This window comes from Gordonia sp. 852002-10350_SCH5691597 (assembly GCF_001665715.1).
Classification (GTDB): Bacteria; Actinomycetota; Actinomycetes; order Mycobacteriales; family Mycobacteriaceae; genus Gordonia; species Gordonia sputi.
This window is the reverse complement of the sequence record NZ_LZMO01000064.1, coordinates 1-10,883: the sequence shown is the minus strand read 5'-3', so window position 1 is coordinate 10,883 and position 10,883 is coordinate 1. Positions and strand designations below refer to the sequence as shown.

12 protein-coding genes are annotated in these 10,883 nt (G+C 65.0%); 4 read left to right on the top strand and 8 right to left on the bottom strand.

The window, feature by feature from the left end:
* The 4 genes from A5777_RS04555 to A5777_RS04540 form a co-directional block, all read right to left on the bottom strand.
* Nucleotides 1–316: NAD(P)H-dependent flavin oxidoreductase (locus A5777_RS04555; protein ID WP_197502288.1), on the bottom strand; the 316-nt coding region annotated here is incomplete at its 3' end.
* Nucleotides 313–1,077 carry a CoA-transferase subunit beta gene (locus A5777_RS04550; protein WP_064861764.1) on the bottom strand — a complete coding sequence of 255 codons (765 nt, stop codon included), beginning with the start codon at nt 1,075–1,077 and terminating at the stop codon, nt 313–315. The genes A5777_RS04555 and A5777_RS04550, both read right to left, overlap by 4 nt.
* A complete protein-coding gene (locus A5777_RS04545) occupies nt 1,074–2,060 on the bottom strand; it encodes a CoA transferase subunit A (RefSeq protein ID WP_064861763.1) in 987 nt (328 codons plus the stop codon). Before A5777_RS04545 ends, A5777_RS04550 begins: the two co-directional genes overlap by 4 nt.
* Before the next feature lies 1 nt (nt 2,061).
* Nucleotides 2,062–2,832 (bottom strand): enoyl-CoA hydratase family protein, encoded by a 771-nt coding sequence (locus A5777_RS04540; protein WP_064861762.1) that lies wholly within the window; start codon nt 2,830–2,832, stop codon nt 2,062–2,064.
* 127 nt (nt 2,833–2,959) lie between these two features.
* On the opposite strand from A5777_RS04540, the gene A5777_RS04535 reads away from it, so the two are divergent.
* From A5777_RS04535 to A5777_RS04525, 3 genes are read left to right on the top strand one after another with little or no spacing between them, the layout of a single operon-like run.
* Nucleotides 2,960–3,769, top strand: a complete 810-nt coding sequence (locus tag A5777_RS04535) for an SDR family oxidoreductase (protein WP_064861761.1) — start codon at nt 2,960–2,962, stop codon at nt 3,767–3,769.
* A 49-nt stretch (nt 3,770–3,818) separates the two neighbouring features.
* On the top strand, nt 3,819–4,727 hold the full coding sequence (locus A5777_RS04530; RefSeq protein WP_197502287.1) for an SDR family oxidoreductase: 909 nt from the start codon (nt 3,819–3,821) through the stop codon (nt 4,725–4,727).
* Nucleotides 4,724–5,116 (top strand): hypothetical protein, encoded by a 393-nt coding sequence (locus tag A5777_RS04525; RefSeq protein WP_064861760.1) that lies wholly within the window; start codon nt 4,724–4,726, stop codon nt 5,114–5,116. Before A5777_RS04530 ends, A5777_RS04525 begins: the two co-directional genes overlap by 4 nt.
* 29 nt (nt 5,117–5,145) lie before the next feature.
* On the opposite strand, the gene A5777_RS04520 is transcribed toward A5777_RS04525, so the two are convergent.
* Nucleotides 5,146–5,802, bottom strand: coding sequence for a GNAT family N-acetyltransferase (locus A5777_RS04520; RefSeq protein WP_064861759.1), 657 nt, complete (start codon nt 5,800–5,802; stop codon nt 5,146–5,148).
* Between the two features lie 150 nt (nt 5,803–5,952).
* On the opposite strand from A5777_RS04520, the gene fadD8 reads away from it, so the two are divergent.
* The gene (gene fadD8 / locus A5777_RS04515; RefSeq protein WP_064861758.1) at nt 5,953–7,590 is read left to right on the top strand and encodes a fatty-acid--CoA ligase FadD8; all 1,638 of its coding nucleotides are present in this window, start codon (nt 5,953–5,955) and stop codon (nt 7,588–7,590) included.
* A gap of 31 nt (nt 7,591–7,621) precedes the next feature.
* Here the strand turns inward: fadD8 and A5777_RS04510 are convergent, their stop codons facing one another.
* The 3 genes from A5777_RS04510 to A5777_RS04500 all read right to left on the bottom strand — a co-directional run.
* The gene (locus tag A5777_RS04510) at nt 7,622–8,872 is read right to left on the bottom strand and encodes a glycosyltransferase (protein WP_064861757.1); all 1,251 of its coding nucleotides are present in this window, start codon (nt 8,870–8,872) and stop codon (nt 7,622–7,624) included.
* Nucleotides 8,863–10,260, bottom strand: a complete 1,398-nt coding sequence (locus A5777_RS04505; protein ID WP_064861756.1) for a hypothetical protein — start codon at nt 10,258–10,260, stop codon at nt 8,863–8,865. Before A5777_RS04505 ends, A5777_RS04510 begins: the two co-directional genes overlap by 10 nt.
* A partial coding sequence (locus A5777_RS04500; RefSeq protein WP_064861755.1) for an ABC transporter permease occupies nt 10,257–10,883 on the bottom strand: 627 nt, incomplete at its 5' end. The genes A5777_RS04505 and A5777_RS04500, both read right to left, overlap by 4 nt.

Here is a 10,883-nt window from a genome sequence, read left to right as displayed (position 1 = left end):
CCAACGCGAACGACGCGACCCGTACGTGCTCGCGGATCAGCAGGTCGATCCGTTCGGTGGCATCGGTGGCGTCGGCGCGGATGTTCACTCCGAAGGGCTTGTCGGTCAACGACTTCGTCTTCGCGATTGCCGCTTCCAACTCGGCGTAGGTCATCGTCGCCGACGCCAGGATGCCGAGTCCGCCGGCATTGGAGGTCGCGGAGGTCAGCGACGGCCCCGACACCCATCCCATCCCGGTCTGCACGATCGGGTATTCGACACCGACCAGCTCGGTGAACCGAGTCGGTAGCGCGGCCGCGCGGGCAGTCGAACTCATTTCACCTCCCGATCTCGAACACCTGTGGGGTCCAGGATGTCTCGGATGATGGCCAGCTCGTTCTCCGACGGAACCCTGGTCGGCGGAGCCTGCTCGAGACCCGCGATCTCGAACGAGGTGTTGTCGACGACCTCGGCAGGCTCGACACCGGGGTGTAGCGACAGCGCCCGCATCGTGTGGCCGGGCCCGTCGAAGTCGAAGACCCCGAGATTGGTGACGACGCGGTGGATGTCGAGGTCGTCGAACGCAGGATTGTCGGGATCGACCTTGTCGTAACCGATTCCGCTGACGACGTCGACCTTGTCGCAGAAGACGCGCGCCGAATGTCGGGGCACCCAGTAGCTGGTCGGATGGTTGATGGTGTTGCCCGGCGCTCCGCGCACACCGAACATCTGACGGGTGGGGTGTTGGAGGGGGCCGAACGCCGACAGGTTCTGATTGCCGTGCCGGTCGATCTGGTTGGCGCCCATGACCACATGTCGTCGACCCGACGTCACGACGTCGAAGACCTTGGAGAACGGCATCCATCCTTCGATGGGCCCCGACTTCCCGATCGGCGGTGTGTCGGCGAGAATCAACGCCTCGCCGTCGGTGATGAGCAGGTCGGGCGAGAAGGTCAGGCGCGCCAACCGGGCACCGAGCAGGGGCACCGGAGCCATGGGCGACGCCATGATCTCGCCGGAGTCACGGAAGATCTCGGCGCACGCGACGACGCACACCTCTGCGCGGGTCACATCGGTTTCCGTTGCCGTAGTTGTCACTTCGACTCCTCGTGCTCGCCGCGCCAGGCGTCGACCTCGCGCTGGTAGGTCTCCTCGTCGACGTCGAGAAAGCGACGACGGAACGTCGACCACTTCTCGGGGTCCTTCGCGGACTCGACGTAGAACCGTTGAAACGCCTCGTCGCGGCTGTGCTCGCCTGTGACATTTGGCCCGCTCGCTCCGCTCCCGGCGCCGGTAGACGTGAAATGGGCGCCATTGGGCGCGTGGACGACCTTGTCGACGTGCATTCGGTTGAGTAGAAGTCGTTGCGTCGGAACGGACTTGGCCAGTACCTCGGTCGAGACGAGTTGATCGGTCTCGAGGTAGCGACGCTGCGCCGCGGCGCAGAACAGGTCGTCCATGTACGGGTCGACGCCGGTGTAGGCGGCGTTGCCACGTGAATCGGCGATGTCGAGGTGGACGAATGCGGCGTCGAGTCGCAGTGCAGGCATGGCGATCAGGGTTTGGGTGCGGCCGTCGGGATCGGGATACGGCGACGTGACGGTCTTCAGTTCGCCCTCCCAGAAGTCCGGCACCGATGATCCGAGTCCGGCGCGTGTCGGCAGGAACGGCAGGCGAGCGGCAGCGGCCTGCAGCCCGCTCTTGACCATCCCCTCGTCCATCTCGCGGGCCTCGATGGCGCCACTTGTGCGCGCCGTCGAGAACCACGGATCGTAGAAGGGTGCCGAGTCGAGCGAGACGAAGCCGTAGTAGGCGCGGCGGACTTTGCCTGCGGCGCAGAGTAATCCGAGGTCGGCGCCGCCGTAGGTGACGACTGTCAGATCCTTGACGTCGGAGCGGGCCAGAGCCCGGACGAGTGCCATCGGCTTGCGACGCGAACCCCACCCACCGATTCCGATGGTCATGCCGTCGCGGAGTTCACCGATGACGTCGTCGAGGGTGCTGGTCTTGTCGGTCGGCGTCGCGGTCTGTGGTGTTGAGATTTGGGGTGTCGAGGTTTGAGGCGTTGAGGTTTGGGTCATGTCAGCGACTCCCCTGTGCGGTCTTCGGCTTTCCGGTCGCGACGAAGGCGTCGCGGTGCTCGTCGGCAACACCTGCAAGATTGAGTTCGAAGGTGTACCCCTGCTCGAGGCGATAACTGGCCTTCACGTCGACAGGGTCGATGTGGTTGATCGCCGATTTCGCCGCGCGGATGACCCTCGTGTCCTTCGCGGCGATCTGCTCGGCGACGTCGAGCGCCGTCGCGTCGAGCTCGTCGGCAGGCACCACCTTGTAGACAGACCCGAAGTGCAGGAGCTGTTCTGCGGTGACGTTGCTCGCCGTGTAGTACAGCGTGCGCATCATGTGCTGCGGGACGAGACGGGCGAGGTGCGTTGCGGCGCCGAGTGCGCCGCGGTCGACCTCCGGCAGCCCGAAGACGGCGCCCTCCGACGCGACGATCACGTCGGCATTGCCGACAAGACCGATTCCGCCGCCGACGCAGAATCCGTTGACGGCGACGATGACCGGCACCTTGCAGTCGTAGACCGCGGAGAACGCAGCGGCGCAGCCGTGGTTGGCACCGATGAGCGCGTCGAATCCCTCAGTTGCCTGCATCTCCTTGATGTCGACGCCCGCGTTGAATCCCCGACCTTCGGCCCGCAACACCACCGCGTGGGTGTCGAGATCGTCGCCCGCGGCGAGAGTCGCGTCGGCCAACTCGAACCACGCGGCCGACGGCAACGCGTTGACCGGCGGATAGTCGACGGTAATGGTGGTGACACCACTCGCCGAGCGCGTACTGGTGATCGGCACGCCATGCCCTCCTCCCGGGACGCATCCCGTGTTGTGAACCCCGTGACCGAGGCAGTGACTCGGATGACCACTGACTCTGGAAAACACACACCAAGCAAATGCTTGGTTGTTTGGTAGGGTAGCACCCATGGGTCCGCGGTCACAGGTCACACGTCTCGACCCCCCACGGGAGATGAATCTCGGAGTGGAGAAGAAGGTCGTCCTCGTCACCGGTGGTGCGCGCGGCGTCGGCCTGGGTATCGCCAAGGTGTTGGCGGATCTCGGTGCGGTCCCGGTGATCTGCGCGCGCAACCCGACCGAAGACGCGTTGGCGCTCGGTGACTTCATTGCATGCGACGTGCGCGACGAGGCTTCGGTGACCGCGATGGTCGCGCAGATTGTCGAGACCTACGGCTCGCTCGACGGTGTCGTCAACAATGCGGGCGGTTCGCCGTTTGCGCTCGCCGCCGACGCGTCGTCGTCGTTTGCGGGCAAGATCGTCGAACTGAATCTGCTCGCACCGCTACTTGTCGCGCGCGCCGCGAATGCGGTGATGCAGCAACAGGAATCGGGCGGAGCGATCGTCAACGTGTCGAGTGTCAGTGGTCACCGGCCGTCGCCGGGTACATCCGCGTACGGCGCGGCAAAAGCCGGTCTCGACAACGCAGCGACGTCGCTGGCCGTCGAGTGGGCGCCTCGTGTACGGGTCAACTCCGTGATCGCCGGTCCGGTGGAAACCGAACTGGCACAGATGCATTACGGTGACGCTGACGGCGTCGCAGCGGTGGGGCGCACCATTCCGATGGGGCGGATGGCGACGCCGGTGGATGTGGGCAATGCCGTCGCCTTCCTGCTCTCGCCTCTCGCCGGCTACATCACCGGCTCGACGCTCACCGTCCACGGTGGCGGCGAGAAGCCGGCATTTCTCGACGCCGCCAACGCGGGTAACGCCTTGTGAGTCAGTGAAAGTCAGAGTTCTGAAGGGGACGAATCCACGTGAGGGGATTGTGTTGAGCGACAACGGACATGGGTCGAACGCGGGTCGCGTGGCCATCGTGACGGGCGCGGGTCAGGGTATCGGACGTGCCCACGCGGTGGCGTTCGCGGCCGACGGCGCGGCCGTCGTGGTGAACGACTACGCCGAGGATGCCGCCGCAGCGGTCGTCGAGGAGATCACCGCGAGTGGCGGTCAGGCGGTTGCCTCGGTCGGCGACGTCGCCGACTGGGACTCCGGTGCCGCGATGGTGGCGACCGCGCTCGACGAGTTCGGTGGCCTCGACATCCTGGTCAACAACGCGGGGTTCGTGCGCGACAGGATGCTCGTCGCGATGTCGGAGGACGAGTGGGACGCTGTCGTCCGGGTCCACCTCAAGGGACACTTCGTCGGACTGCGCCACGCCGCCGCGTACTGGCGGGCGGAGTCCAAAGCGGGCTCGATGCGGCAGGCTCGCGTGATCAACACCTCGTCGGGCGCAGGTTTGTTCGGATCGGTTGGCCAGGGCAATTATTCGGCAGCGAAGGCAGGGATAGCGGAACTCACCATCCAGGCGGCGGCCGAGATGGGTGCATACGGCGTGACTGTCAACGCGATCGCACCGTCGGCGCGCACGCAGATGACCCTGGGGGCCGGTGAGGCGATGGCCGCGCAGATGGCCGCACCGGACGACGGCTCGTTCGACGCGATGGACCCGGCGAACATCTCTGCGCTGGTCGTATGGCTCGGATCGGTCGAATCGTCGAACGTCACCGGAAGGATCTTCGAGATCGAGGGCGGCAAGATCACCGTCGTCGACGGCTGGCAGCGCGCGGCGTCGATCGACAAGGGCGCCCGCTGGGAACCTGCCGAACTCACGACCGTCGTCGACGATCTGCTGGCCAAGACGCCGGCCCCGGTGCCCGTGTACGGGGCACGATGACCGACGGTGCTCCTCTCGACGAGGGCGATTCCGTTGGCGGACAACGGATCGCCGTCGCACGGGCGTACGTTGATGCGCTGGTGAGCCACGATCCGTCCGGTGTGCGTCTCCATCCGGATTGCACGCGTGTGGAAATGGGGATCAAGACCGGGCGAAGCGGCGACCACATCGCCCGCAGCCTGGCACGCGGCCCGCAATTTCGTCTGATTCATCGGGTCAGCGGGTTCGAGGCGGCGGTCGCAGGCCACACGGTGTCGACGAAGTATCGAGTCCATGTGGCCCCCAAGGCATTAGGGCTGTGGGCGCCGGTGAGCGAATCATTCCTGATCGACGACGAACTCCGGATTCGTACCATCGTCGCGCGTTTCGGACGTCCGCGTCGACGCTGAGTGGCTTACTCAGCGTCGACGGGTTGTGGTCAGACGCCTGGTGCGCGCACCACCATCGGGACTCCGGGGAAGTAGCCGGCCATCTCCGAGCGTGCCTTGCGCATCGCGGCGGTGGCGTATCCCTGCTTGCGGAAGTCGGGGTGGACCCAGACGCGGACGTCGACCTCGCCGTCGGTGAGCTCGCCGAAGACAAACCCCACCTTGTCGTCGCCGTCGGTCACGACCAGCCAGGCCGCCTCTTCCTCGTCGACCCGTCCTGCGGCCTGTGCGATCTCCTGGTCGATCTCGCGGGCCGGCTGGCCCGAGCCGTCTCCGGCGACCCCAAGCTCGCGGGTGCGCTCGGCGAACAGTTCGGCGTCGTCGCTGGGGGAGAAGGCACGCAGTACGACGGTGTCTCCGCTGCTCGCGGGACGCTCGGCGAGTGTGAAGGTCAGTTGATGGTTCAGGTCGTCGAGTTCGCTCTGATTTCGTCGGCGTTCGTCCTTGGTCAACTGGTCGAGCTTCATGTCGAGGATTGCCGATGCGCCGAGCTGTGATTTGCCGAGGAGTTCCGCGATGGCGGAGACGGCTTGGGTGTGATCGTCGGCGTCGACAATGGCGTCGAGCACCTCGTGTCGTCGCTCGAGAGCGGTGAGGAGAGCGTCGGCGATGTCGCGACGTTCGGTTGCCAGATCCACATCAGTCATGGTGTCGATCCTAATGAGCTACTGGCCGGTACGACATGGAACATGTTCTCGTTTCCGATCCAGGTCTCAGAATCTTGATTACCGCACATAGAGACGTCAAACGGCTGATTGACCTTTCCTGAATCTAGAACACGTCCTACTCTGAGACGCATGGCATCTGAGATCCCTGAGTCCGAAATCGACCACTTGCGCGGATCGACCCATATGGGCGACCTTCTTGTTGCGGCACTGGCGAAGAACGCGTCGGGTAACGTGCTCGAGCTCGGCGACACCACGCTCACGGGCGCGCAGATGGCCGACGAGATCAGCCGCTACGTACAGGCTTTCGAGGGGCTTGGTTCGGGCACGGGGTCGTCGGTGGGTCTGCTCGCACTCAATCGCCCCGAGGTGCTGTTCGTCATCGGTGCGGGCCAGACACAGGGTTGGCGACGCACCGCACTGCATCCGTTGGGCTCGCTCGACGATCACGCGTACGTGTTGTCCGACGCGGGGGTTACGACGCTCGTCATCGATCCGGTCCCGATGTTCGTCGAGCGCGCTGTTGCGCTCATGGAACGTGTCGACGGACTCAAGCAGATCTTCACGCTCGGTCCCGTGCCCGAGGCGTTGTCCGACGTCGGTCGCGACGTCGTCGCGGAGGCTGCCGGTTACGACGCGACGCCGCTGACCGCTGCGGAACTCTCGCCGGATCACATCATGTCGATCACATATACCGGCGGCACCACAGGCAAACCGAAGGGTGTCATCGGCACCGTTCGCGCGATGACGACGATGACCCAGATCCAGTTGTCGGAGTGGGAATGGCCAACGCGGCCGCGCTTTTTGATGTGTACGCCATTGTCGCACGCGGGCGCGGCGTTCTTCCTCCCGACGCTGATGAAAGGCGGGTCGATGGTCGTGCTGAGCAAGTTCGATCCCGCGGAGGTCCTGCGCACCATCGAGGAGGAGAAGATCAGCGCCACCATGCTCGTGCCGTCGATGCTCTACGCCCTGATGGACCATCCCGACTCGCGCACCCGTGATCTCTCGTCACTGGAAACCGTGTATTACGGTGCCTCGCCGATCAATCCGGTGCGGCTGGCCGAGGCCATCGAGCGATTCGGACCGATCTTCGCGCAGTATTACGGGCAGTCGGAGGCGCCGATGGTCATCAGCTACCTCGCCAAGGACGAGCACCCCAGGCCGGGCGAAGACACGCGCAGGCTATCGAGTTGTGGGCGGCCGTCGTCGTTCCTGCGTACCGCGCTCCTCGGACCCGACGACAAGCCGGTGGCGCAGGGCGAGCCGGGCGAAATCTGTGTTGCCGGACCGCTTCTCGCCGCGGGCTACTGGGGCCTGCCGGAGCAGACCGCGGAGACGTTCCGCGACGGATGGCTGCGTACGGGCGACGTCGCGCGTGAGGACGCCGACGGATACTGGTACATCGTCGATCGCACCAAGGACATGATCGTCACCGGTGGCTTCAACGTGTTTCCGCGAGAGGTGGAAGACGTTGTCGCAGAGCATCCGTCGGTCGGTCAGGTCGGTGTGATCGGTGTGCCGCACGAGAAATGGGGTGAGGCGGTGACCGCCGTCGTCGTGTTGCGTGGCGATGTCGAGGCCAATGACGATGACCGGCAGCGGATCACCGCGGAAATCCAGGACGCGGTGAAGCAGCGCAAGGGTGCCGTGCAGTCGCCGAAGGACGTGATCTTCGTGGAGTCGCTGCCGCTGACCGGACTCGGCAAGCCCGACAAGAAGGCCCTGCGCGCTCAGTTCTGGGCGTCGTCGGATCGCGGTGTCGGGTAGGAGGTTTGCCTGGAGCAGGCTGGACGGTCCATCAGGTCGGGCCTGCCGTGGCCGCCTTCAAGATCTCGTCGCATGCGGCGTCGACTGCGTCTTCCGGATTGACGATGTGGCCTGCCAATGCCTTGGCCGCGCGATACGGCTCGTCGGCGGTGAGCAGTTCGAGGTCGGTGTCCGACAGTCGTGACAGCGGAGCGCCGGCCCCGGCTCCGTGGTCGCGAAGCGCGGCAGCCCAGAGTGGCTGGTCGGCGCTGAGCCAACCGACAACCGATGGGATTCCGGCTCGGAGAGCTGCGGCGGTGGTACCGGCTCCGCCGTGATGGACGGCTGCTCGGCACTCAGGAAAGAGGATCTCGTGGTCGACGGACTCGGTGAGGTGCAGAAGGCCATCGCGCTCTGGCAGGGCATGTCGTGTCTGGGCGACCACACGAAGGCGTAGCGATACGATTGCCTCGACGATCGAAGAGACCCGCTCGGGTGGGATCTGCATACTCCCGAAGCCGACATAGACGGGGGCAGGTCCCGATCGAATCCACTCGAGAATGCGGGTGATCTGGCTATTGTCGTTGTGTCCGTTGAGTTTTGCTCGGGTCTGGCTGTCCGGCAGGAGGAAGCCCGTGAACGGGCGCTGTTCTCCCCACTCGCGCTCGAGGAGCGGGAACAATTCGGCGTCGTACGCCTGGATCTCCGGGGTTCCTCGTCGCCGGAGCCTCGCGCCGAGGGTTCCCGAGGCAGACGGGAGGCCCAGCCGACGGCGCAGTGCGCGGTCGTTCGGACGCTGCGTGAGTGAGACGAGGTAGTCGGCCGCGCGCCACGCGGCTGCGCTGACCGCCGCGGGCAGCGGGCGATACAGCGGCGACAATTGATGGTTGGGACGTATCGGGCAGTAGTGCAGCGGCACGAAGGAGATGTCTCGGCTTTCGGCGACCGTCGCAGCCCGTTCTTGCGCCAGTGGTCCGCTGACGAGAATGTCTGCCACATCGGCGAGTTCACCCATGACCCTCTCCGACATCGCCGACCCGTGTGATCCGATTTCGCGGAGCGCAGCCAACCGCTTCAACGGATTCCACGACTTGAGGTCTCGCTTCACCAGCGAACTCGCAAGCAACTCCGACGTTGACGGACACAGGCTCCGCGTCGGCAGTCCAGAACGCGACACCTCAGCCAACAAGTCTTCGGGAACAGCCAACTCGACGCTGTGTCCGCGTCGGTGGAGTTCGGCTCCGAGCGCGACCGCCGGTTGGACGTCGCCTCGACTGCCGTGCATGACGAATGCTATTCGCATGTGCCCCAATCTTTTTCAGAGATGTTCCAGGAAGCGAACTCGGCGGCGACCAGTGCGCGGAGCGAACGTCGATCGTGGATCATGGCGGGATTCAGCGAGCTCACCGCCAGCGTGAGCACCTCATCGCCACTGCACAACCATCCGCTGATACCGCCGGCGTGCCCGGCCAGGCCGGCGGAATCCGGTGTGACGGCGCGCATCGCGGTCACTCCGGGACCTCCGGTACCAAGTGACGCAAACAAAGGATCTACCTGCCCGACGTTAGAGGCGACGCATAAGGGAGTCGATATTCCACCAGCGAGTCGGCGCACGGCTCCGTCGGTCAAAGCCTGTGCAACGGTAGACATCGCGGCCATGGGACCGGGTTGCGCGTCGAGCGTACGGTAGGCGGCCTTGCACGCGTCGCGAATCTCGCTGAGGTCGGTGTAGCGGTTGACATCGAGACGAATGCGGGCGGTGACGCCCGTCGTGGCGTTGGCGCGTCGATCATCATTGCGGTGCCGTGATACTGGAATCGACACCGGGACAATGTCTCCCGACGATGCCATGCCTGCCTTGTCGAGGAGTCCGACCATCACTCCGACGAACAGGGAGTTCGGCGTGCCATTGCGTTCTCTCGCAATCTTCGATGCGTGCTCGCGATCCACCGTCACGATCACCGAGGGAGGTAGACCTGGCTCGGTTCCGGTGGCCGCTCCCGTACTCTTCGGCGCTGCTGTGGTCACAGTGGTCCGAGACCGTGCGTGTTCCGGTTGAGTGTGCGCAGAGCCTCGGGGTAACCCGGTCCGCAGTGACGCGACGACACTCGACGCTGCCGCGTGTGCGGCGCGTGCTGCGGTCTTGACTCCATCGGACAGGTCGGACGCGAGGTCCGGCATCTCGACGTCGGTGTCATAGGTGTTCTCGGACAACGCCTCCGTGATCGCTGTGATCAGCGTCGCACCGTCGCCGATCGCGTGCGCCGCGGTGAACGAGACGTAGGTACCAATGCCGTCGGAGTGAGCCGCGCTCAGTCGCCAGGAGGGTCCCGAGACACTGTTCAGGGCAAACCGTGCCTGAGTGTCGATCCACGCGGCAACGTCCTCTGGGCTCACCGTGTCGGTGAAGAACTCGACGGACCCGGCGGTCGGCGTATACCGCCACGCGTCACGAATCGGTGGTGGGCGCCGCGCGACGAGTCTCGATGCGCGACCCGCGCAGAGTCGTTCGCCCAATCGGGCGAAGGCTTCCTCGTCGAGGCGGGTGGGTAGCTGCCACACGCACTGATTCACGACTCCGAGCCCCAGAGCGTGTTCCATCCGTACGAAGAGATCGTCGTCGGTGGTCAGGCGCTCAACCGGCAGGGCCGAGTGCTTCGACCCGGTCGTGCGTGTCGAAGTGATCGTCATGACCGAGAGAGGTAGGCGCGCAGCGTCAGTGGGACAAAGACGATCAGGATCGCAGTCGTCCCCACGAGCGTCCATCCGACATCGCTGGTGATCTGTCCCTCATTCGCCAGCCCACGAAACGCGGAGATGAGGTGCGAGACCGGATTGACGTCGGCGATCGCTTGCAGCCAACCGGGCATTGTCGTGGTTGGCACGAACGCATTGGACGTGAACGTCATCGGCATCAGTACCAGCATCGAGATCCCCTGTATCGCCGATACTTTGCGGAGCAGAACGCCCAGCAGCGCGAAGATCCAGCTCAGCGAAAACGCAGCATAGACGACAAGTGTGACGCCTGCGATGACGCCGATCACGCTTTCGGGCCGGTAGCCCATGCAGATGCCGACGACGAGGGACATCACGCTCGCGATGACATATCGCACGGTGTCTGCTGTCAGCAACCCTGCGAGTGGTGCGATCCGTGCGATGGGCATGGAGATCAGTCGGTCGAACACTCCGCTGTCGATGTCTTCACGTAACTGGGTTCCGGTGACCACCGAGGTGGTGACCGCCACGGAAACCAGAACGCCGGGTACAAGGAGGACGAGGTAGTTGTCGACGCCACCCGCAACGGCTCCGCCGAA

Excerpts from the sequence above, each read along its gene's own strand:
- A5777_RS04545 (WP_064861763.1), bottom strand. The coding sequence starts at position 2,060 with ATGACCCAAACCTCAACGCCTCAAACCTCGACACCCCAAATCTCAACA.
- A5777_RS04535 (WP_064861761.1), top strand. The coding sequence starts at position 2,960 with ATGGGTCCGCGGTCACAGGTCACACGTCTCGACCCCCCACGGGAGATG.
- A5777_RS04525 (WP_064861760.1), top strand. The coding sequence starts at position 4,724 with ATGACCGACGGTGCTCCTCTCGACGAGGGCGATTCCGTTGGCGGACAA.
- A5777_RS04520 (WP_064861759.1), bottom strand. The coding sequence starts at position 5,802 with ATGACTGATGTGGATCTGGCAACCGAACGTCGCGACATCGCCGACGCT.
- fadD8 (WP_064861758.1), top strand. The coding sequence starts at position 5,953 with ATGGCATCTGAGATCCCTGAGTCCGAAATCGACCACTTGCGCGGATCG.
- A5777_RS04510 (WP_064861757.1), bottom strand. The coding sequence starts at position 8,872 with ATGCGAATAGCATTCGTCATGCACGGCAGTCGAGGCGACGTCCAACCG.
- A5777_RS04505 (WP_064861756.1), bottom strand. The coding sequence starts at position 10,260 with ATGACGATCACTTCGACACGCACGACCGGGTCGAAGCACTCGGCCCTG.